At 56.3% G+C, this 20,520-nt stretch carries 20 protein-coding genes; 10 read left to right on the forward strand and 10 right to left on the reverse strand.

Annotation, left to right across the window (positions count from 1 at the left end; translation table 11 throughout):
• Positions 1–190: 190 nt before the first annotated feature.
• Complete coding sequence (locus ACMYSP_RS23830; protein ID WP_123754556.1) at positions 191–526, forward strand: GlpM family protein; 336 nt, start codon at positions 191–193, stop codon at positions 524–526.
• Here ACMYSP_RS23830 and folM read toward each other — a convergent pair.
• From folM to ydgH, 3 genes are all read right to left on the reverse strand, one after another.
• A complete protein-coding gene (gene folM / locus ACMYSP_RS23835) occupies positions 523–1,248 on the reverse strand; it encodes a dihydromonapterin reductase (RefSeq protein WP_434584519.1) in 726 nt (241 codons plus the stop codon). The genes ACMYSP_RS23830 and folM overlap by 4 nt on opposite strands.
• A gap of 36 nt (positions 1,249–1,284) precedes the next feature.
• Complete coding sequence (locus tag ACMYSP_RS23840) at positions 1,285–2,667, reverse strand: amino acid permease (RefSeq protein ID WP_434584520.1); 1,383 nt, start codon at positions 2,665–2,667, stop codon at positions 1,285–1,287.
• A 178-nt stretch (positions 2,668–2,845) separates the two neighbouring features.
• A complete protein-coding gene (ydgH, locus tag ACMYSP_RS23845) occupies positions 2,846–3,796 on the reverse strand; it encodes a DUF1471 family protein YdgH (RefSeq protein WP_123754553.1) in 951 nt (316 codons plus the stop codon).
• Between the two features lie 518 nt (positions 3,797–4,314).
• On the opposite strand from ydgH, the gene pntA reads away from it, so the two are divergent.
• The 3 genes from pntA to ACMYSP_RS23860 all read left to right on the forward strand — a co-directional run bounded on the left by pntA (position 4,315) and on the right by ACMYSP_RS23860 (position 7,570).
• Positions 4,315–5,844 carry a Re/Si-specific NAD(P)(+) transhydrogenase subunit alpha gene (gene pntA, locus ACMYSP_RS23850; protein WP_434584522.1) on the forward strand — a complete coding sequence of 510 codons (1,530 nt, stop codon included), beginning with the start codon at positions 4,315–4,317 and terminating at the stop codon, positions 5,842–5,844.
• A gap of 10 nt (positions 5,845–5,854) precedes the next feature.
• The gene (gene pntB / locus ACMYSP_RS23855; protein ID WP_434584524.1) at positions 5,855–7,243 is read left to right on the forward strand and encodes a Re/Si-specific NAD(P)(+) transhydrogenase subunit beta; all 1,389 of its coding nucleotides are present in this window, start codon (positions 5,855–5,857) and stop codon (positions 7,241–7,243) included.
• 138 nt (positions 7,244–7,381) lie between these two features.
• Positions 7,382–7,570 (forward strand): YdiH family protein, encoded by a 189-nt coding sequence (locus ACMYSP_RS23860; protein ID WP_434584526.1) that lies wholly within the window; start codon positions 7,382–7,384, stop codon positions 7,568–7,570.
• Positions 7,571–7,706: 136 nt separating this feature from the next.
• Here the strand turns inward: ACMYSP_RS23860 and uspE are convergent, their stop codons facing one another.
• The 3 genes from uspE to ogt form a co-directional block, all read right to left on the reverse strand.
• Positions 7,707–8,657, reverse strand: a complete 951-nt coding sequence (gene uspE / locus ACMYSP_RS23865; protein ID WP_123754548.1) for a universal stress protein UspE — start codon at positions 8,655–8,657, stop codon at positions 7,707–7,709.
• Between the two features lie 138 nt (positions 8,658–8,795).
• Positions 8,796–9,548: a fumarate/nitrate reduction transcriptional regulator Fnr gene (gene fnr, locus ACMYSP_RS23870; protein ID WP_004862555.1), complete on the reverse strand. Its 753-nt coding sequence runs from the start codon at positions 9,546–9,548 to the stop codon at positions 8,796–8,798.
• A 195-nt stretch (positions 9,549–9,743) separates the two neighbouring features.
• Positions 9,744–10,259, reverse strand: coding sequence for a methylated-DNA--[protein]-cysteine S-methyltransferase (gene ogt / locus ACMYSP_RS23875; RefSeq protein ID WP_434584528.1), 516 nt, complete (start codon positions 10,257–10,259; stop codon positions 9,744–9,746).
• Between the two features lie 136 nt (positions 10,260–10,395).
• Between ogt and ACMYSP_RS23880 the strand changes: the two genes are divergently transcribed.
• Complete coding sequence (locus tag ACMYSP_RS23880) at positions 10,396–10,662, forward strand: hypothetical protein (RefSeq protein ID WP_434584529.1); 267 nt, start codon at positions 10,396–10,398, stop codon at positions 10,660–10,662.
• A gap of 230 nt (positions 10,663–10,892) precedes the next feature.
• Here the strand turns inward: ACMYSP_RS23880 and abgT are convergent, their stop codons facing one another.
• From abgT to ACMYSP_RS23895, 3 genes are read right to left on the reverse strand one after another with little or no spacing between them, the layout of a single operon-like run.
• On the reverse strand, positions 10,893–12,419 hold the full coding sequence (gene abgT / locus ACMYSP_RS23885) for a p-aminobenzoyl-glutamate transporter (protein WP_434584530.1): 1,527 nt from the start codon (positions 12,417–12,419) through the stop codon (positions 10,893–10,895).
• Positions 12,420–12,478: 59 nt separating this feature from the next.
• Positions 12,479–13,924, reverse strand: coding sequence for a M20 family metallopeptidase (locus ACMYSP_RS23890; protein ID WP_434584531.1), 1,446 nt, complete (start codon positions 13,922–13,924; stop codon positions 12,479–12,481).
• Positions 13,924–15,234 (reverse strand): M20 family metallo-hydrolase, encoded by a 1,311-nt coding sequence (locus tag ACMYSP_RS23895; protein WP_434584532.1) that lies wholly within the window; start codon positions 15,232–15,234, stop codon positions 13,924–13,926. Before ACMYSP_RS23895 ends, ACMYSP_RS23890 begins: the two co-directional genes overlap by 1 nt.
• Before the next feature lie 166 nt (positions 15,235–15,400).
• Here ACMYSP_RS23895 and ACMYSP_RS23900 point away from each other — a divergent pair, with 166 nt between their 5' ends.
• Both ACMYSP_RS23900 and smrA read left to right on the forward strand, forming a co-directional pair.
• On the forward strand, positions 15,401–16,312 hold the full coding sequence (locus ACMYSP_RS23900) for a LysR family transcriptional regulator (protein WP_434584533.1): 912 nt from the start codon (positions 15,401–15,403) through the stop codon (positions 16,310–16,312).
• A 99-nt stretch (positions 16,313–16,411) separates the two neighbouring features.
• Positions 16,412–16,975: a DNA endonuclease SmrA gene (gene smrA / locus ACMYSP_RS23905; protein ID WP_434584534.1), complete on the forward strand. Its 564-nt coding sequence runs from the start codon at positions 16,412–16,414 to the stop codon at positions 16,973–16,975.
• Here smrA and ACMYSP_RS23910 read toward each other — a convergent pair.
• Entirely contained in the window at positions 16,972–17,778 is an 807-nt protein-coding gene (locus ACMYSP_RS23910) for an IclR family transcriptional regulator domain-containing protein (protein WP_123754540.1), read from the reverse strand. The genes smrA and ACMYSP_RS23910 overlap by 4 nt on opposite strands.
• Before the next feature lie 167 nt (positions 17,779–17,945).
• Between ACMYSP_RS23910 and ACMYSP_RS23915 the strand changes: the two genes are divergently transcribed.
• The 3 genes from ACMYSP_RS23915 to pcaF are packed head-to-tail and all read left to right on the forward strand — an operon-like array spanning position 17,946 to position 20,512.
• Positions 17,946–18,632, forward strand: coding sequence for a 3-oxoacid CoA-transferase subunit A (locus tag ACMYSP_RS23915; protein ID WP_154143897.1), 687 nt, complete (start codon positions 17,946–17,948; stop codon positions 18,630–18,632).
• A gap of 10 nt (positions 18,633–18,642) precedes the next feature.
• Entirely contained in the window at positions 18,643–19,299 is a 657-nt protein-coding gene (locus tag ACMYSP_RS23920; protein WP_434584535.1) for a 3-oxoacid CoA-transferase subunit B, read from the forward strand.
• Positions 19,300–19,309: 10 nt separating this feature from the next.
• Entirely contained in the window at positions 19,310–20,512 is a 1,203-nt protein-coding gene (gene pcaF, locus ACMYSP_RS23925; RefSeq protein ID WP_434587285.1) for a 3-oxoadipyl-CoA thiolase, read from the forward strand.
• Positions 20,513–20,520 lie beyond the last annotated feature (8 nt).

Here is a 20,520-nt window from a genome sequence, read left to right on the forward strand (position 1 = left end):
CATACACCGGCACTACAGTGCCTGCCATTACTCTTTTATAAAAATGGATGTCACCGTGCTGTTGATTCCGCGGTTCGCCGGGCGAATTCGCCCGCTGGCTGACTGTCAGTCATGCGAAGGATATTGTGTATCTGTCTACTTCCGCTATGCTGCTTCATCTTGTTGTTGTTAAAAGGTTAAGGCTTAGGGTATGGCGTTGTTGATTAAAGCGTTACTAGGGGCGCTGGTGGTGGTGTTGATTGGGGTGCTGTCTAAAACCAAAAACTATTATATTGCCGGATTAATTCCGCTGTTTCCGACGTTTGCCCTGATCGCGCATTATATTGTCGCCAGCGAGCGCGGTATTGAAGCACTGCGCACGACCATTGTTTTTGGGATGTGGTCCATTATTCCCTATTTCATATATCTGCTGTCGCTGTGGTACTTCACCGCAATGATGCGCCTGCCTTACGCGTTGGCGGGCGCAGTCGGATGCTGGAGCTTGTGTGCCTGGCTTCTGATTCTCGGCTGGAGCCGGTTCCACTAACGCAGGTGTCTGCCGCCATCCACGGCGAAAGAACGCCCGGTCACGAAATGACTGGCAAACAGGTATTCGAGCAGGTCGATAATTTCCTGCTCACCCGCCACGCTTTTCATCAGCGATTTATCCAGCGCCTGCCGACGATATTCGGCATCGTCACCTTCATTAAACATGATCAGCGACGGTGCCACCGCGTTGACTTTGATTTCCGGCGCCAGCTTGCGGGCAAAGGAGCGGGTCATGTTATCCAGCGCGGCCTTGCTGGCCGCATAGGCGATATGTTTATCACTACCGCGTTCCACCACATAGTCCGTGATATGAATAATATCGCTGGCGGCATGGCCGTGACCGCGGAGCAGGCCTTCCAGCGCATGGTTCAGGAGATAGGGGACATGGACGTGGATCTGCATCATGCTGCTCAGTACCGTGCTCAGCGGGACGCCCGGTTTTTCCGCCATCCAGCCGCTGGCATTATGGACTATCGCGCGCAGACCGTTGCCGGCATGCAGCTTCACCGCTTCGGCAAAGGTCATAATCGCGTCGTCACTGTTGAAATCAGCAGCGAGGCAAATGGCTCCGGCATCGCGCAGCGCGTCAATGGCTGGGTAGTGGGTGCGATAACTAATGATAACCGGCTGCTGTTGACTCAGAAAATGGTGCGCCAGTGCGAGGCCAATACGGCGGCCTCCTCCGGTAATTAATATCGGGCGAGGCTGTCGGGTATCCATGGGTATCTCCATTGAGTTAAGCGGCAGGGCAACCGCTTACCCCACCAGCATCCACGTTGCCGGTACGGCGGCAACCAGTAAAAAAGCAATTAAGGCTAATTCACGGCGTTTGAGCATGCGATCGTGCTGGTGCGTACGGCGCGCGTACAGGAAAACCAGAAGACCCGGAGCGTAAAGTATCACTGACAATAATAAATGCACAGGGCCGGATGCATATAATAACCATAAGCCATAAATGCAGGCGCCGACACCCACCACCTTATGTACCGGGCGTACGGCAATCTTCAGCAGGAAGGCGCCAACCAGCAAATAAGGGACCAGAATCATCTCGGAGGCGATGGTCAGCAGCGTATTGTAATCTGACTTCGTCAGCCAGATCAGCACCAGCGACAACTGGACGCTGATATTAGTCAGCCACAGGGATGACGACGGCGCATTATTTTTGTTCTGCCGGGCAAACATCCGCGGAAACGCTTTATGCGTGGCGGCCAGCCAGGGGACTTCAGCGGCCATAATGGTCCAGCTCAGGTAGGCGCCGCAGACGGAAACAATCAGCCCGGCGGCAATCACCACTTCGCCCCAGGAGCCCATCATTTTCACCATCAGCCCGGCCATCGATGGGTTGCGCATTTCGGCCAGTTCAGGTCGGGCGACCACACCCAGCGACAGCAGGGTGACCAGCAGGTATACCGCCAGCGCAGAGAGCACCGCTAACAGGGTTGCCCGGCCAACATCCTGCTTATTGCGCGCACGGGCGGAAACGACCACGGCACCTTCGACGCCGATAAACACCCACAGGGTGATGAGCATGGTGTTTTTGACCTGTTCCCAGACCGGCACGCCGAGCGCCACGCCGCTGAAATCAAGCTTAAAGGTCTCGAGGCGAAAGGCCATAATGGCCAGCACGACAAAAGCACCGAGCGGGATCAGTTTGGCAAGCGTGGCAATCAGGTTTATCCCTGCCGCGGTTTGTACGCCCCGCAGCACCAGGAAGTGCACCACCCACAGCAGCAGTGAAGCGCCGACGATCGCCTGCCAGGTATTGCCATTACCGAAAATAATGTGGTCAGGGGTATCGGTGAAGAAGCTGAGCGCGGCAAAGACAATCACCAGATAAGAGACGTTGGCGATCACCGCGCACAGCCAGTATCCCCAGGCGGAACAGAAACCGATCAGTTCACCAAATCCTTCGCGGGCATAGGTGAAAATACCGCCGTCCAGCTCGGGGCGAATACGGGTCAGCAGGAGCATCGCGAAGGCGAGGAATAAAATACCCACGCCGGTAATCGCCCAACCGATCAGCAGGGCCGATGGGCTGGCGACGGCCGCCATATTTTGCGGCAGGCTGAACACGCCAGCGCCCAGCATGGAGCTCAGTACCAGGGCAGTCAAGGCGCTGAGGCCCAGTTTCTTTTCCATTGTATTCCCGAGGTGACGGCAGTGAATCAAGAATATTTATTTGGCGAAATCGCATAAAAATGGAGGATTACGCTAAGGCGCGGGATTTTACGGAGTGTCTTGTACGCATGCAATGGTGACGGGTGAAAAAAAACAAAAAGGCGGCTGGATGCCGCCTTTTTAGACAGAACAGGCGCGATTACTTATAGAGATCTGCGCTGATGGTGATGTTACCACCACGTTCCTGCCACTGGCGGGTGATGTGGTAGTACTTAGCACCTTTCTTCGCGGCACGTTTCGCGGTCTGGTAGGAAATTTCGGTCATGTTGCCGTAGTTTCCAGTGAACTTAATGCTGTCGAATGGCGCCATCTGTGCCGCGGTGATCTTGTTCACTTCTTCGACTTTGGTACCGTCCGGCAGGGTGACAGTGTAACGTCCGCCTTTAGAGGACTGGGTTTCGAAGAAACGACCGACACCGGTGCCGGCACCGACCGCTGCGGTGGTGGCGACGCCCGGAATTTCAACGTTCTTCGCAGCGCTACCGCCTTCAGCCAGCGCAGCACGCCCGGCTTCAGAGTCTGCCGGAATGGCATCCGGGCTCTGCAGAACGCGTTTTTTGGCGTCGGCTTTGTAGATATAGGCGGTAATACGCTGGTTGCCGCCCTGGTTGGCATCAACCTGACGGACGATAAAGAAGGAGGCTGCACCCTTGGCTTTTGCCGCTTTGGTGATCGCATCATTCACTTCTGGCTGGCTGCGATAGAAGCCCTGCACGGTCACGGTATCGAAAGGTTCCAGCTCAACCGCCTGGTCTTTCGGCAGTTCCATCACGCCATTAATAACCCGGTTTTTAGGCGCATCGGCCTGCGGGGCGTTGTCTTTATAGAAATCTGCCGTGACGCGCCAGTTACCGCTGTTGCCATAATCAGAAGTGTCGACAACATAAAACGAGGCCGCGCCTTCTTTGTCCGCTTTGCGGGACATTGCTTTCACTGCATCGCCAATCGCCGTAAAACGACCCGTGATCACCACCCGATCGTAGGGTTTCAACGCCGCTGCCTGCTCCGGAGTCAGCTCGGTCGCTGCATGGGCTGACAATGCTGTCGTAGCCAGAAGAGCAGACGCCAGGAGTGAGTTCTTAAGCTTCATAAAAATAATCCTTTGCCTTGCGCAAACCATGTATTGGTATTGTTGTTGACTGATAACGCTCGATTATTGCATTTAAAAGGAGCGACTGTCTGCGTCATTTTTTGTTGACCGCCCGAAAGGTGTGTCACAGAAACATAACAAATTGTGATATGTTGAAAAAACAGCCGCTTGACCAGCAAAATTGATAATCGATATCACTTTTATAAGTTAATGTAATGTTAATTCATTGTTTAGGTCGGCGGTTAATGGTGCCTAAACGCTTCAGTTAAGCGAATTATCAGGCCTGGCCATGAAATTAAGGTAAATATTGCTGCCTGACACGGTTCACGGTGAGTTTTACCAATAAAATCAAAATTTCTGTTTTAACGCTGTAGATCACAATCGGTATTTTCAGTAGGTTATAAAAAGTTTGTTACTGTTTTATTTATCCGTCGATGAGGTCGCCATGACGTTGTTGTCATGACCCTTATCGCTGAGAAGAAGAAAACCATCATCAAAAACCGATGGAAGGGAAAACTATGCGTATCGGGGTACCAAAAGAACGGTTTGCCAATGAAACCCGTGTAGCCGCCACGCCGAAAACGGTGGAGCAACTACTGAAACTCGGGTTTACCGTCGCGGTTGAAAGCGGCGCAGGCCAGCTGGCAAGTTTCGATGACGACGCCTTTATTCAGGCGGGAGCTGAAGTAGTGGAGGGGGCCGAAGTCTGGCAGTCGCCCATTATTCTTAAGGTCAATGCACCGGAAGAACATGAAATTGCGTTGCTGAATCCAGGCACCACGCTGGTGAGTTTTATCTGGCCGGCACAAAATCCTGAATTAATGGCGAAGCTGGCTGAGCGCAATATTAACGTCATGGCGATGGATTCGGTGCCGCGTATCTCGCGCGCCCAGTCGCTGGATGCGTTAAGTTCAATGGCCAACATCGCCGGCTATCGTGCGATTGTGGAAGCGGCCCATGAATTTGGTCGTTTCTTTACCGGTCAGATCACCGCCGCGGGCAAAGTGCCACCGGCCAAAGTGATGGTGATCGGTGCCGGCGTTGCCGGACTGGCAGCCATCGGTGCAGCGAATAGCCTCGGGGCGATCGTCCGTGCGTTCGATACCCGTCCGGAAGTAAAAGAACAGGTGCAGAGTATGGGCGCCGAGTTCCTTGAGCTGGACTTTAAGGAAGAGGCCGGCAGTGGCGATGGGTATGCCAAAGTCATGTCTGAAGCCTTTATTAAAGCGGAAATGGCGCTGTTTGCCGCCCAGGCAAAAGAAGTCGACATTATCGTCACCACAGCGCTGATCCCAGGCAAACCGGCACCGAAGCTGATTACTCGCGAAATGGTCGATTCCATGACCGCAGGTAGCGTCGTGGTCGACCTGGCCTCGCAGAATGGCGGTAACTGTGAATACACCGTCCCAGGCGAAGTGGTCACTACCGCCAACGGCGTGAAGATCATTGGTTATACCGACCTGCCGGGCCGTTTGCCGACGCAGTCCTCCCAGCTGTACGGCACCAACCTGGTCAACCTGCTGAAACTGCTCTGCAAAGAGAAAGACGGCAACATCACCATCGACTTTGACGACGTCGTCGTCCGTGGCGTGACCGTTGTGCGTGAAGGCGAAGTGACCTGGCCGGCACCGCCGATTCAGGTTTCCGCTCAGCCGCAGGCTGCCGCGAAGACCGTCGAGGCGCCGAAAGAGCCAGAAAAGCCGGCTTCACCGTGGCGCAAATACGCGCTGATGGCGCTGGCGATTATTCTGTTCGGCTGGCTGGCTAACGTCGCCCCGAAAGAGTTCCTCGGACACTTCACCGTGTTTGCGCTCTCCTGCGTGGTTGGCTATTACGTGGTGTGGAACGTTTCCCATGCGCTGCATACGCCGCTGATGTCAGTCACTAACGCCATTTCAGGGATTATTGTTGTCGGGGCATTATTGCAGATCGGCCACGGTGGCTGGGTCAGCTTCCTGAGTTTTATCGCGGTGCTGATCGCCAGCATTAATATTTTTGGTGGTTTCACCGTTACTCAGCGCATGCTGAAAATGTTCCGCAAAGGATAAGGGGTAACACATGTCTGGTGGATTAGTTACAGCTGCATACATTGTTGCCGCGATCCTCTTTATTTTTAGCCTGGCCGGGCTTTCCAAACACGAGTCATCTCAGCAGGGCAACTACTTCGGTGTTGCCGGGATGGCTATTGCACTGATCGCGACCATTCTGGGGCCGGACAGCAGCAACGTCGCGTGGATCCTGCTGGCGATGGTGATTGGTGGTGCCATCGGTATTCGTCTGGCGAAGAAAGTCGAAATGACCGAAATGCCGGAGCTGGTGGCGGTTCTCCACAGTTTTGTCGGCCTTGCGGCGGTGCTGGTAGGCTTTAACAGCTACCTGCAGCATGAAACCGGCATGGAACAGATTCTGGTCAATATTCATCTGACCGAAGTGTTCCTCGGTATCTTCATCGGTGCGGTAACCTTCACCGGTTCGATCGTGGCGTTTGGCAAGCTGTGCGGCAAGATGTCCTCTAAACCGCTGATGCTGCCGAATCGCCATAAGCTGAACCTGGCGGCGCTGGTCGTTTCCTTCCTGCTGCTGGTGGCCTTTGTCCGTACCGACAGCACCGGAACTCAGGTGCTGGCGCTGCTGGTGATGACCGTTATCGCTCTGGCCTTCGGCTGGCACCTGGTGGCCTCCATCGGTGGGGCAGATATGCCGGTGGTCGTGTCGATGCTGAACTCCTACTCGGGCTGGGCGGCAGCGGCGGCAGGCTTTATGCTGAGCAACGACCTGCTGATCGTCACCGGTGCGCTGGTGGGGTCGTCAGGGGCGATTCTTTCCTACATCATGTGTAAGGCGATGAACCGTTCGTTCTTCAGCGTCATTGCCGGTGGTTTTGGTACCGATGGTTCCTCAACCGGTAGCGATGAGGAAGTGGGTGAACACCGCGAAATCAGCGCCGAAGACACCGCTGAAATGCTGAAAAACTCGCACTCGGTTATCATCACCCCAGGCTACGGCATGGCGGTGGCACAGGCACAGTACCCGGTGGCAGAGATCACCGAACGACTCCGCGCTCGTGGCATCAAAGTCCGTTTTGGTATTCACCCGGTTGCCGGTCGTTTACCAGGACACATGAACGTGCTGTTGGCGGAAGCGAAAGTGCCGTACGACGTGGTGCTGGAGATGGATGAGATCAACGATGATTTCACCGACACTGACACCGTGCTGGTTATCGGCGCCAACGACACCGTTAACCCAGCGGCGCAGGACGATCCGAAGAGCCCGATTGCCGGCATGCCGGTACTGGAAGTGTGGAAAGCGCAGAATGTGGTGGTCTTTAAGCGTTCAATGAATACCGGTTATGCTGGTGTACAGAACCCGCTGTTCTTTAAGGACAATACCCATATGCTGTTTGGTGATGCGAAAGCCAGCGTGGATGCCATCCTCAAAGCACTGTAATCCTAAATAATCTTTAATTATGAAGCCGTCTCTGCTGAGACGGCTTTTTCATATATACAGCAAGGCCACTAATTGCTCATAAAATCATCACCCCGGAGTGCTATAATAAGCCTGTTTTTTCATCACTCTGAGGATATTATGGATACCGAATTAACCCCCGCACAAATGGCAATCGAGTTCCTGCGTCGTGACCCAACGGCTTTAACCCCCGCGCAGTACCTGAAAAAATTCAAACTACTCGAGCTGGAATTTGCCGATCTGATGTCTCTTTCCGCAATTGAACTGAAAGAAGAGATCGATCACGCGTGGCGTTTAGGTATCCATTAACAGCAACGTGGCTGTAGTATCGCGATGAACGGGGCCGCAAGGCCCTTTTTTATGCCTGCAGGCTGAGGTGACGAGAAAAAAATCCCCCGCCGGAGCAGGGGATCTAGTGATGTACACGGGTGCTTCAACGGCGATATTAATCGTCGTCTTCGTCATCCATTTCAACCGGCGTTTTGTATTGTTCCGGCTTGAGTACCAGCAGATCGCAGCGGAGATGGTCAATAACCTGTTCGGCGGTATTGCCGAGAAACGCCGCCGAAATCCCGGTGCGCCCAACGGTACCCAACACGACAATCCCCGCCTGCAGATGCTCAGAGAGGTCAGGGATGACCTCTTCAGGTAACCCTTTCTCAACGTGCGTACGGTTTTCGTCAATGCCAAATTTCTGTCGCAGCGCTTTCATCGCCAGCAGGTGCTGGCCACGAATAGCGTCGTTGTAGATACTGGGATCAAAATCGGGAAGCTCAATGGCGATGTTGATTGGGGTGACCGGATAGGCACCGACCAGATGGACTTCGGTATGGTTGACCTGGTCTGCCAGCTCCAGCGTCTCTTTGACTAACTTCTCGTTTAAGGCGTCGTGGTAGTTCTCTTCACTGGCAAGGTTGACCGCCACCAGCGCTTTGCCGCCTTCCGGCCACGGCTGGTCTTTGACCATCCACACCGGGCAGGGACATTTGCGTAGCAAATGCCAGTCGGTAGGGGTGAAAATCACCGCCTCCAGCTTGTCATGCTGGTGCGCCATCTTCAGCAGTAAATCGTGTTTGTCGGTGAGGATCTCCTGGATAATGGCTTCGAAGGGGCGATTGTGCCACACCACTTTGATGTCGATCGGAATACCGGACTCAATATAAAACCGCGCCTGCTCTTTGATCCAGGCACTACGTTGACTGATGACGCCCTGACGCATCGCCGTACGCTCATCGGGCGATAGCAGCGTGGTCATCTCATAGGAAAAATCATAGATCGGCAAAAAGGCTTTGATGCGTCCACCAATCCGTTGGTGTAGATACACCGCACGCCGCAATGCAGGCTGGTCGTCCTGATTGGGGTCGATTACTACCAGCATGTTCTGATACTTCGCCATACAGGGTCTCCTTACAACTGTAACCACAGTCTGTAATTAAAAAGATAACCTATATGGATGAAATGAAACAGGGGATGACCCTGGCCAGATCAACAAATCAGAAAAAAATTAGCGATCTGGCAAGGGAAAAGCGAAGGGTCAGGCGACGTTGCGGGCCTGGCCTGCGAGTTGAGCAAGCAGGTCGCTATTCTCGATGGTGATGTATTTGCCTTTTACTGCCAGCATACCGCTTTTCTGGAAACGGCCCAGCAGGCGGCTGATGGTCTCTACCGTCAGACCCAGGTAGTTACCGATATCGCCGCGGGTCATCGTCAGACGGAACTCACGAGGCGAGAAGCCGCGTTGCGCAAAACGACGGGACAGATTGTAGATAAAGGCCGCCAGGCGCTCTTCTGCATTCTTTTTGGAAAGCAGCAGAATCATATCCTGATCGCCCTTAATCTCGCCGCTCATCAGGCGCATCATCTGCTGACGCAGGTTTGGCATTTTTCCGGAAAGATCGTCCAGCGTTTCGAAAGGAATTTCGCAGACCATTGAGGTTTCCAGCGCCTGCGCAAAGCTCGGATGCAGTGCGGTACCGATAGCATCAAAACCGACTAAATCGCCCGCCAGGTGGAAACCGGTAATCTGTTCGTCACCTTGTTCGGTGATAGTGTAGCTCTTGATGGTACCAGAACGGATCGCATACAGAGATTTCAGCTCATCACCAGCTTTGAACAGAGTCTGTCCTTTCTGGATAGGCTTTTTACGCTCGATGATATTATCCAGCTGATCAAGCTCGTGCTCGTTCAGAGTAAAAGGGATGCAAAGCTGGCTAATGCTGCAATCCTGACAATGGATTGCGCAACCGCCAGACTGAATGCGTCGAATAATTCTCTTTTCTGGGATCATAAGTCTGCTCAAGCCTTAATTGATATTGGTCAATTTTAACATCTTTTTGGTGAGCAGGTAAGCCTCGAACCGGTGAAACACGTAATATTAAAAGGGTAAATGCAATATTACTTTTATCTTATTGATAATAGGCAATATGTTTACCCGAAATTGATTGTAAAGTTGCCTGATGATTCCGATAAAAGGCACAGAGCGCTAAAGCAGCAAATACCCTTCATGGCGCAATAACCACTCTTTACGCTGCACGCCACCGGCATAACCGGTCATGGTGCCGTTACGACCAATCACCCGATGACAGGGCACGACGATACTGATCGGATTGGAGCCATTGGCTGCACCTACTGCACGCGCAGCACCAGGACGGCCTAATGTTTCCGCCAGCTGACCATAATGCATGACATGGCCGCAGGGGATGGTGCGCAGGGCTTGCCAGACTTCCCGCTGAAACGGTGTGCCCGCCGTGGCCGTAGGTAAGGAGCGGATGACCTCGAGGTCGCCGGCAAAGTAGGCGTCGAGCTTACGGCTTAATCCGCCGGGGTCACGGGTTGACACGCGTTGGTAGCCCTCGCCGCGATAGTGCAGCTCCAGCAACTGTTCCATACGCTCACTGTGTTCTTCCCATTCAACGGCGCGCAGGCGGAACAGCTCGTCACAGATAATCCATAATGGCCCCAGCGGGGTGTCAATTTTGTCCTGAAGCAGTACCAGCATCGTTTCTCCCTAGCGTCTGTGCCGCAAAATAATCGCGGTCGTCTCACCACAAGATATCACGTCGCCTTTACCGGCAACTATACTCCTGAAAGAGAATCACCAGCACGGTGATGAAGGGCGGTACCTGGGGGAGAAAATGGCGCTATTTTTCAATCTTGAATCGTCTGTGAAAACCGATAACCGGCACCATATATTCACGTTGGTGATGTTTATTTTTGTATTAATTACGCCGCGCGTAGGCAAAGGGTTTTTGTTACTTTTGCTTCGCGGCGAATTCCCCTGTGCGGAGGAGCGTCCTGTTCATTTTTCTCTGCAGTTTGTCATACGCACGCGAATTAGTGAGAACGGGCTAATTCACCGGGAGGCACCCGGCGCCGTCAATAAATATACAGGCATTCCTTGAGTCAATTATTTTGCCAGCACCCCGGTGTTGGCATTTTTTTGCCAACCTAAAAGGTAACGATATGCAATACATTCTGACTGGGATTGTAATCTTAATTATCAGTGCGTTGTTGATTAACGCTGCCTCTATGGTGGTCGAGTCTGTTTATAAGACCCTGAAAGGGATGCAGTTTAAGAAGAAGCATTTTTGATTTTGACGGTGGCCAGATTCTGGCCACCCCGTTCTTTTTGCTAGTGCAGACGCGGATAAATGCCCGGACCTATCGGTAAGCCCAGCCAGTACCATGCCACCAGCATCAGCAGCCAGACCGCGAGGAATATCAGCGGGTAGGGCAGCACCAGCGAATAGTAGGTCCCGAGTTTTGCATCCGCGCGATAGCGTTGCAGGAAGCCGAGAAACAGCGGGACAAACGGCGATACCGGCGCCAGCGGCAGCACTGAAGAATCGGCGATACGAAACAGGATCTGCGCAAAGGCCGGGTGAAAACCGAGCAGCATAAACATCGGCACAAAGATCGGCGCCAGTATCGACCAGATAGCTGAACCGCTGGCGATAAACATGCACAAAAACGCCGACAGCAGCGCCAGGCCCACAAAAGCCGGAATGCCGTTTAATCCGGCGTGCTCCAGCAGGTCAGTCAGCCCCACCGCCATAAATTTCCCCATATTGCTCCAGTTGAAAATGGCAACAAACTGGGCCAGCGGGAACACCATCACGATAAATCCGGCCATCTCTTTCATCGGCTCGATCATTAACGGCGGCAAATCAGCCTGGCGACGAATTTTCCCGGTGGCGATACCGTAGGCCAGGGAGACGAAAAAGAAGAAAAAGATAATCAGCGGCACAATGCCTTTAATAAACGGTGATGGCATCACCGTGTGGCCGACTGGGTCACGTAAAATGCCGTTTTCCGGCACCACCATAATGGCAATCAGGGCGATAAACACCAGCGCTGCGATCCCGGCGACCCGCAGCCCAAACCGTTGCTCCGGCGTCAGCGCCTGCAGGGCGTCCTCGCTACGGCCCTCCCATTTCCCCAGCCGCGGCTCAATAAGCTTATCGGTAATCAGGCCACCTACCAGGGTCAGCACGATCACCGAACTGGCCATAAAGTACCAGTTATCGATCACGCTGACGTGCAGCGATCCATCGAGGGTTTTTGCCGCCTCGGTGCTAATACCGGACAGCAGCACGTCGGTGGTGACGATCAGCAAATTTGCAGTAAACCCGCAGCCGACGCCGGCAATTGCCGCCAGCAGCCCGGCGACCGGATGCCGGCCAACGGCCAGGAACATCAGTGCCCCCAACGGCGGCATAATCACCAGGGCGGCGTCAGACGAAATATGGCTGAAAAAGGCGATAAACAGCACCATATAGCTGGCGTAACGCGCGCTGACGTGGGAGGCCATCTTGACCATCAACGCCGGCAGCAGGCCCACCCGTTCGGCCAGCCCGGCGCCGAGCACCAGCGCAAGAATAGCGCCCAGTGGGGCAAAACCGCTGAAGTTCTTGATCACGTTAGGCAAAAACCAGTGTAACCCTGCAATGCTCAACAGGTTTTTCACCGCCACGGTGGAGCCGTCAGTCGGGTTAATCACGCTAACATCAAAGGCCGAAAGTGCGGCGGTAGACAGCGCCAACGCCACGATCAAATAGATAAACAGCAAAAAAGGGTGCGGGACCTTATTCCCTACCTTTTCAACCCAGCCATAGAGCTTCCCGGTGGGGGAAGGCGACGGTATGGATGACATACTCATGGGCATTCCTCAGTCGTCGTTGTGTTGGTTGTTATGTTGTTGTGTTGGTTATGGTTTTATTATTTTAAAGGTGACGGTGTCACGTCTCGCGGAATCGGACAGCGATAGGGCCGCTCCGCCAGCTGCTGCGCCAGTTCTTGCTGACTGGATTGCCGCAGCGCCGGGTCACTGAGCAGGCGAATGGCCGTTGCCCCCAGCACTTTCCCCGCCAGCAGCATGCCCTTGTGGGCAATGGCGGTTCGTCCCTGGCTTACCAACTGCCAGCTGTGCAGCGGCGTGCCGATGGCAAAGCAGGGGCTGAAACACTGGGCGACCGGGGCTTTCCAGCTAACATCGCCCACGTCGGTTGATCCTGCCAGGATGTTGTCGGTCGCGCTCCAGGGGGCGACTTCGTCCGCCAGCAGGGTGTCGCGATGGCGACGGGCAAACGATTTCCCCGCTTCACCGCCGGTTATAGCGATATTGCTCAGGCTATTGTTGCGGTCGTTTTCGCTGAGGGTCGCGCGGATCTCACTGGCGAACGCGCGATCCTGCTGACTCCAGGACGGGGTACCAAAGTGGCAGACCGCCTCATACATTGCCGCTTCCAGCGTGCGATTCGGCAGATAGCCGGAGCAGGCTTTTTCGAAGCGGCAGCTGACGGTGGTCTCGGTCATCAGCGCGGCGCCCTGAGCGATTTTTTCGATGCGCGTGTAGATCTGCTGCACGTCCGCCATCTCCGGCGCGCGAATCAAATAGAGCACTTCCGCCTGCGCCTGCACCACGTTTGGTGAAATACCGCCGCTGTCGGTGATGGCATAGTGGACGCGCGCTTTCTCGATGATGTGCTCGTTGAGGAAGTTAGTGCCGGTGGTCATCAGGGTGACGGCATCGAGGGCGCTGCGGCCAAGGTGCGGCGAGTTGGCGGCATGCGCGGCGGTACCGCTGAAGCGCCAGGCCGCCTGAATGTTTGCCAGCGTGCTGGTGCTGAACATGCCGGCCCAGGCTTCCGGGTGCCACGTCAGGGCGGCATCCACATCGTCAAACAGCCCCTCGCGAACCATAAAGGTCTTGCCGGAACCGCCTTCTTCGCCAGGGCAGCCGTAGAAACGCAGGGTACCGCTGCCGCCGTGCTGTTGCAGCCAGTTTTTGCCGGCCACGGCGGCGGCAAAGGCGGCGGTACCCAGTAGATTATGACCACAGCCGTGGCCATTTTCCCCCGGCGTGTCGCTGGTCTGATGCCCGCAGTGCGCCTGCTGACTCAGTCCCGCCAGCGCATCATATTCACCCAGCAGGGCGATAACCGGTTTGCCGTGACCGACGCTGGCAATAAAGGCGTTGGGGATCCCGCCGGCGTCAAGGGTAAGCTGAAAACCTTCGGCTTCGAGCGCCGCCGCCAGCCGCCCGGCGGACCAGAACTCTTCAAAGCGTGTTTCCGGATGATCCCAGATCTCATCGGCGATGGCGCTAAATTCGGTCGCGCGTGCGTCGATGGCCTCATCGACATAGCGATAGATATGCTCCATTACACACCTCGCTGCCAGGGAAAATTAAGGGCGGCGAGCGCTAAGGTTTCGACGGCCATGGCCATGACGTTCTCATCGAAATCGAATCGTTCGTTGTGGTGCCCGGCACTGAGCTCGGTGCCAAAAATCATGTACGAGGCCAGGCCGTTCTGCTCCTGCACCCTGGCCATCATCAGGGTGGCATCTTCCGACCCGGCCGGGGCGGCGATACGATCGATGGCCTGTTCAACTCCCGGAACCTGGGCGGCCTGTTCGCGCAGATAGTTGACCCATGCCGGCGAAGGGGCGCTGGAGGTGGCGGCCCCCATCAGTCGGACGTTGACGCTGGCACCGTACATTGCCCCGGCGCCGTGGATCACCGCCTGCGCCCGGTCAAAGACATACTGATTGATGGCTTCGGTTTCGCCGCGGGTTTCAACTTTGAGCAGTGCGCTGGATGGGACCACATTGCGGCCGGTGCCCGCCTGCATCACCCCAACGTTAACCCTCGAGGCTCCGGCGCTGTGTGGGGCGATAGCGTGCAGGCCAATTGCTGCCTGCGCGGCGGCAAGCAGGGCGTTACGACCGTCTTCCGGTTTGCCGCCCGCATGGGCCGCGACGCCGGTGAACTCAACGTCGAACTTGGTGGTTGCCATGAAATTATCCCCGCCGCACACTACCGTGCCGACCGGCACGCCGGTGCCGATATGAATCGCGGTAAAATAGTCAACGCCATCCAGTACGCCTGCCGCGACCATCGCCCGCGCCCCGCGGGTGCCTTCTTCGGCAGGCTGGAAGATCAGTTTAATCACGCCGTTTAGCTGGTCGGCATAGTGCTTCAGCACGTGGGCCAGCCCGAGGCCAATCGCGGTATGACCATCATGCCCACAGGCGTGCATCATCCCCTGATTGCAGGAGGCAAAATGCTCGCGGTACGGGCGGTGATGGTCATCAGTTTGCTCATTCAGGTCGAGGGCGTCCATATCAACCCTAAAGGCCAGCGTCGGGCCGGGACGCCCGGTATCCAGAGTCGCGACCACCCCGGTGAAACCGCCTTCAAAGGCGCTGAGCCACGGCTCCGGTGCACCCTGCTGACGGGCGCGTAAAAATGCGCTGGCGAGGGTCACCTCATCCGGCAATCCCATGCGACTCCCGGCATCGATAACATCCCGGCCCAGCGCCAGGTCATAGCCCAGCCGATGTAAGATCTCAGCGACCTTGCTGGCGGTACGAAACTCGAGCCAGCCGGACTCGGCATAGTGGTGTAAATCGCGACGCCATTGCGTCATTTCCGGCGCCAGCTGGCGGATGTATTCATTGAGTAGCGGCATAACCAGGTCCTGTCATATTTAAAAATGTGATGTTGTTCACGATGTGATAGCTTTTACTTATCACTGGCGGGTTTTTCGTCAGCACATTCTTACGTTGCCACAACACTTTGCATTACAGTAGATGCCATTTTCTTCTGTTTGATAAACACTGGTTATCACCACGGCGATGTCTTTTCAGATCAAATTTCATCAAATTCGCGCCTTCGTTGAGGTCGCGCGTCAGGGCAGCATTCGCGGTGCCAGCCGCGCGCTGGCGCTGTCGCAACCGGCGTTGACCAAGGCGATTAAAGAGCTCGAAGAGGGGCTGTCGGCTCAGCTGTTCGTGCGCCGCAGCCAGGGGGTATCGCTGACGGAGAATGGCGAAAGCTTCTATCAGCATGCCAGCCTGATTATCGAGGAGCTGCGGGCGGCGCAGGAGGATCTTCTGCAACGCCAGGGGGCGCTGACCGGGCAGATTAATATCGGCCTGGGCGCCAGCGTCGCGCGTTCGCTGATGCCGTCGGTGATTTGCCGTTTCCATCAGCAGCATCCGCTGGTGAAGGTGCGGATCATGGAAGGCCAGCTGCTATCGATGATCAACGAACTGCGCCAGGGCGAACTCGACTTCACCATCAATACCTACTATCCCGGCCCTTACGACCACGAATTCAGCTTTGAAAAGCTGTTTGAAAAGCCGTTTGCGGTGTTCGCCCGCACCGGGCATCCCGCGGCGCAGGCCACCTCCATCGATGAACTGCTGAATTACAGCTGGACCATGCCGACGCCGCGCGGCAGCTACTTTAAACAGCTCCAGGATCTGTTCAGCCACCGGGCGCAGATCCCCCACGTCGGCATCGTGTGCGAAACCTTCTCCTCGTGTATTAGCCTGGTGGTGCAGAGCGATTTTCTCAGCATTTTGCCGGTAGAGCTGGGAAGCGACCCGATGATTGCTGACAAGCTCGTGATGATCAACGTGCGTGAAACGTTGCCCAAAGCGACCTATTACCTGATCCAACGGCGGGATATGCGCCAGACGCCGCTGACGGCATCGCTGATCACCCAGTTTCGCCGCCAGAGCCGTCACCAGTTTCCTGACTGAAGTCCCGCAGTTCACATTGCCAGCAGTTGCCGACAAACGCATTGAGCAGCCAGGGCGTGGCGGCTATAGTAGCCCTCGGTAGTATCCGGAGGAGTGCTCATGAATCTTGACGACAAATCGCTATTTCTTGGTGCCATGGAAGATGTCCAGCCGCTGAAACGCGGCAATGACGTACACTGGCATCCCGAGCGCAATAGCCGTCCGGTGCAGCGTCTGGATATCCTGCAGCTGGATAACATGCTCACCACCGGTTTTCTCGATATTGTGCCGCTGGCGACGCCGCTGGAGTTTAAACGCGAAGGGCTGCAAAACGGCGTGCTGGACAAGCTGCGGATGGGGAAATACAGCCAGCAGGCCAGCCTGAATCTGCTGCGCCAGCCGGTGGAGCAGTGCCGGCAAATGCTGTTTGCCTTTATCGTGCAGGCGCAAAAAGAGGCATTGCGCAACGTGCTGATCGTGCACGGCAAAGGGCGGGAGGATAACGCCCACGCCAATATCATCCGCAGCTATCTGGCGCGCTGGCTGGTCGAACTGCCCGAAGTTCAGGCGTTCTGCGTGGCCTCAGCGCACCATGGCGGCAGCGGGGCGTGCTACGTGGCGTTGCGCAAATCCGCTGAGGCGAAGCAGGAAACCTGGGAACGGCACGCCAAGCGCAGCCGCTAGCGCAGCAACAGCGTCAGCTCCCGGGCAGCTTTTTGCAGCTCGGGCAGTACCCGCTCCACCATTTCCCGGGTGGAGACCTGTCCGGCATGTACACCGACGTTGAGCGCCGCCTGTACCTGACCTTGCGGGTTGAACAGCGGCACCGCCAGCGACCGCAGCCCCATCTCCAGCTCCTGATCGTTGAGCGCATAACCCTGCTGGTGCACGCGCTTGAGCTCGGCACGCAGCTTATTCACCGAATCCACCGTTTGCGGGGTATAGCGAATCATCGTCACCCGCGCCAGCATATCATTCAGTTTCTCTTCCGGCTGATGGCTCAACAGCACCCGGCCCATTGAGGTGGCCCAGGCAGGCAGGCGGCTGCCGATATCGAGGTCGATGGTCATGATCCGCGAGCTGGAGGCGCGGGCAATGTACAGAATATCGTCGCCGTCGAGGGTGGCGATAGAGCAGGACTCGTTGAGCATCTCGCTCAGGTGCTTGAGCACCGGCTGCGCCGAGCGCGCCAGCGGCGTAGAGGCCAGCCACGCGTGACCGAGCGCCAGAATGCGCGGGCGCAGCTGGAAATTCTTGCCATCTTCCGCGTAGACAAAGCCCAGTTTACCCAAAGTGTACAGACAGCGACGCACCGCGGCGCGCGGGATCCCGGTCTTCTGACTGATTTGCGAGATCGACAATACCGGGCGCTGCGGGGTAAAGGCCTGAATCACTTCCAGCCCGCGAGCCAGTGAGGCCATAAAGTTCGGATCGCCCTTAAACGGATCGCTATCGCCCGTCAGAACATCGTCTGGATGCTTCTCCATTTTCTTCTCCATATTTGCCATCGATCACATTCTTTCGCTAAAGATATACGATGTTCGATTATCGCACCATATTTCGATTATCGCCCTTGACCAACATCGTTAAGCGGGTCACATTTTGTGCGAACAACGCATATAAGTGCGATTACCGCACATAAAGGAGCGACCTGATGATTGATAAAAGCGTGTCGACGCTAAGCGATGCCATCGCCGGGATCCACGACGGCGCGACCATCATGATCGGCGGTTTTGGCCCCGCCGGTCAGCCAACGTATCTGATTGATGCCCTGATCGAACAGGGTGCCCGTGACCTCACCATTATTAACAACAACGCGGGCAACGGGGAAGTTGGCCTCGCGGCGTTGCTGAAGGCAGGACGGGTGAGAAAAATGGTGTGCTCGTTCCCGCGTCAGGTTGACTCACAGATTTTTGATGACCTGTACCGCCGTGGCAAAGTCGAACTGGAACTGGTCCCGCAGGGCAATCTGGCCGCCCGAATTCAGGCCGCTGGCGCCGGGCTGGGGGCTATTTTCACCCCGACCGGTTACGGCACGCCGCTCGCGGAAGGTAAAGAGACCCGCGAAATCGACGGCCGCCACTACGTGCTGGAGTATCCGATTAAGGCCGATTTTGCCCTGATCAAAGCGCATCAGGCGGACCGCTGGGGCAACCTGGTGTATCGCAAAGCGGCGCGTAACTTCGGGCCAATTATGGCGACCGCCGCCAAAACCACCATTGTGGAAGTGTCAGCGCTGGTGGGCCTTGGTGACCTTGACCCGGAAAACGTCATTACCCCGGGGATTTTTGTTCAGCGCGTCTTCTCGCTGGAAAACCTGAACGTAGCACTACGCGCCTGAGGAGCCAGACATGCAAAAACTAACCCGCGATGAAATGGCCCAGCGAGTCGCTCGCGATATCCCGGAAGGAGCCTATGTTAATCTCGGCATCGGTTTACCCACCCGCATCGCCAACTACCTGCCGAGCGATAAAGAAGTGTTCCTGCACAGCGAAAACGGCCTGCTGGGAATGGGCGCCCGCCCCGAGCCTGGTGAAGAAGATCCGGAACTGATTAATGCCGGCAAAGAGTACGTGACGCTGCTCAAAGGCGGCTGTTTCTTCCACCATGGCGACTCCTTCGCCATGATGCGCGGCGGCCATCTCGATATCTGCGTGCTCGGTGCTTATCAGGTCTCTGCCACCGGCGATCTCGCCAACTGGAGCACCGGCGCCCCGGATTCGATTCCGGCGGTGGGCGGGGCGATGGATCTGGCGATCGGCGCGCGTCAGGTCTTCGTGATGATGGACCACCTGACCCGCGACGGCGAATGCAAACTGGTTGAACACTGCAGCTATCCGCTCACCGGCGTAGCCTGCGTCAGCCGGATTTACACCGACCTGGCGGTCATTGACATTACCCCAAGCGGACCGGTCGTCCGGGAAATTTTTAACGGTCTCTCGTTTGAGGAACTGCAGCGCATCACGCCGGTGACGCTGACGTTCGAACTTCTGGCAGAAAGCGCGTAAGGAACCTATGATGAATCAGGCATTTATCTGTGATGCGGTGCGTACACCGTTCGGTCGTTTTGGTGGTACCCTGGCGCCAGTGCGCGCGGACGATTTAGGCGCCTTGCCGCTGAAAGCGCTGCTGGAACGCCATCCGGGACTCGATCCTGCGCGCATTGACGATGTGATCTACGGCTGTGCAAACCAGGCCGGGGAAGATAACCGCAACGTCGCGCGCATGGCGCTCCTGCTGGCTGGCTTACCGCAAACGGTGCCCGGCAGTACCATCAACCGTCTGTGCGGCTCCAGCCTTGATGCGATCGGCGTCGCAGCACGCGCCATTAAAAGCGGCGAAACTCAGCTGATGATTGCCGGCGGCGTAGAGAGTATGTCGCGTGCGCCTTTCGTGATGGGCAAGGCCGAAAATGCCTTCAGCCGCAACATGCAGATTGAAGACACCACCATCGGCTGGCGTTTTATTAACCCCCGGATGAAAGCGCTGTACGGCGTGGATTCGATGCCGGAGACGGCCGAAAACGTGGCGACCGATTTTGGCATCTCACGTGCCGATCAGGATGCTTTTGCGCTGCGCAGCCAGATGCGTACTGCTCAGGCACAGGAAGCCGGGCGTTTTGACGACGAGCTGATTGCCGTCTCCATCCCCCAGCGTAAAGGCGAACCGTTGCTGTTTACCCGGGATGAGCATCCGCGCAGCACCACCGCTGAGGCGCTGGCGAAACTCAAAGGGGTGGTGCGTCCGGACGGGTCGGTGACTGCCGGGAATGCCTCTGGCGTCAACGATGGTGCCTGTGCCTTGCTGCTGGCCAGCGAGCAGGCGCTCGCGGTCAACGGCCTGCAACCGCTGGCGCGGGTGGTGGGGATTGCAACTGCGGGCGTGGCGCCGCGGATTATGGGCTTTGGTCCGGCCCCGGCTGTGCGCAAGGTACTGGCGCAGACCGGACTGACGCTGGGCCAGATGGACGTGATTGAACTGAACGAAGCGTTTGCCGCCCAGGCTCTGGCCGTGACCCGCGATCTGGGGCTGCCGGATGATGCGGCGCACGTCAATCCCAACGGCGGCGCGATTGCCCTCGGCCATCCTTTAGGGGCATCTGGCGGACGTCTGGCCATGACCGCGGCCTACCAGCTGCGTCGCACCGGTGGCCGCTATGCGCTGTGCACCATGTGCATCGGCGTCGGCCAGGGGATTGCGCTGATTATTGAACGAGTGTAAGGAGCGCG

The organism is Klebsiella sp. R390 (assembly GCF_051131745.1).
Classification (GTDB): domain Bacteria; phylum Pseudomonadota; class Gammaproteobacteria; order Enterobacterales; family Enterobacteriaceae; genus Klebsiella.

Bases quoted from the DNA above. Each gene is read 5' to 3' on its own strand.
- abgT (WP_434584530.1), bottom strand. From the start codon at position 12,419: ATGAGTATGTCATCCATACCGTCGCCTTCCCCCACCGGGAAGCTCTAT.
- uspE (WP_123754548.1), bottom strand. From the start codon at position 8,657: ATGGCGAAGTATCAGAACATGCTGGTAGTAATCGACCCCAATCAGGAC.
- ACMYSP_RS23830 (WP_123754556.1), top strand. From the start codon at position 191: ATGGCGTTGTTGATTAAAGCGTTACTAGGGGCGCTGGTGGTGGTGTTG.
- pntB (WP_434584524.1), top strand. From the start codon at position 5,855: ATGTCTGGTGGATTAGTTACAGCTGCATACATTGTTGCCGCGATCCTC.
- folM (WP_434584519.1), bottom strand. From the start codon at position 1,248: ATGGATACCCGACAGCCTCGCCCGATATTAATTACCGGAGGAGGCCGC.
- ACMYSP_RS23840 (WP_434584520.1), bottom strand. From the start codon at position 2,667: ATGGAAAAGAAACTGGGCCTCAGCGCCTTGACTGCCCTGGTACTGAGC.
- smrA (WP_434584534.1), top strand. From the start codon at position 16,412: ATGAATCTTGACGACAAATCGCTATTTCTTGGTGCCATGGAAGATGTC.
- ydgH (WP_123754553.1), bottom strand. From the start codon at position 3,796: ATGAAGCTTAAGAACTCACTCCTGGCGTCTGCTCTTCTGGCTACGACA.
- pntA (WP_434584522.1), top strand. From the start codon at position 4,315: ATGCGTATCGGGGTACCAAAAGAACGGTTTGCCAATGAAACCCGTGTA.
- ACMYSP_RS23895 (WP_434584532.1), bottom strand. From the start codon at position 15,234: ATGCCGCTACTCAATGAATACATCCGCCAGCTGGCGCCGGAAATGACG.
- pcaF (WP_434587285.1), top strand. From the start codon at position 19,310: ATGAATCAGGCATTTATCTGTGATGCGGTGCGTACACCGTTCGGTCGT.
- ACMYSP_RS23860 (WP_434584526.1), top strand. From the start codon at position 7,382: ATGGATACCGAATTAACCCCCGCACAAATGGCAATCGAGTTCCTGCGT.
- ACMYSP_RS23920 (WP_434584535.1), top strand. From the start codon at position 18,643: ATGCAAAAACTAACCCGCGATGAAATGGCCCAGCGAGTCGCTCGCGAT.
- ACMYSP_RS23915 (WP_154143897.1), top strand. From the start codon at position 17,946: ATGATTGATAAAAGCGTGTCGACGCTAAGCGATGCCATCGCCGGGATC.
- ACMYSP_RS23890 (WP_434584531.1), bottom strand. From the start codon at position 13,924: ATGGAGCATATCTATCGCTATGTCGATGAGGCCATCGACGCACGCGCG.
- ACMYSP_RS23880 (WP_434584529.1), top strand. From the start codon at position 10,396: ATGGCGCTATTTTTCAATCTTGAATCGTCTGTGAAAACCGATAACCGG.
- ACMYSP_RS23910 (WP_123754540.1), bottom strand. From the start codon at position 17,778: ATGGAGAAGCATCCAGACGATGTTCTGACGGGCGATAGCGATCCGTTT.
- fnr (WP_004862555.1), bottom strand. From the start codon at position 9,548: ATGATCCCAGAAAAGAGAATTATTCGACGCATTCAGTCTGGCGGTTGC.
- ACMYSP_RS23900 (WP_434584533.1), top strand. From the start codon at position 15,401: ATGTCTTTTCAGATCAAATTTCATCAAATTCGCGCCTTCGTTGAGGTC.
- ogt (WP_434584528.1), bottom strand. From the start codon at position 10,259: ATGCTGGTACTGCTTCAGGACAAAATTGACACCCCGCTGGGGCCATTA.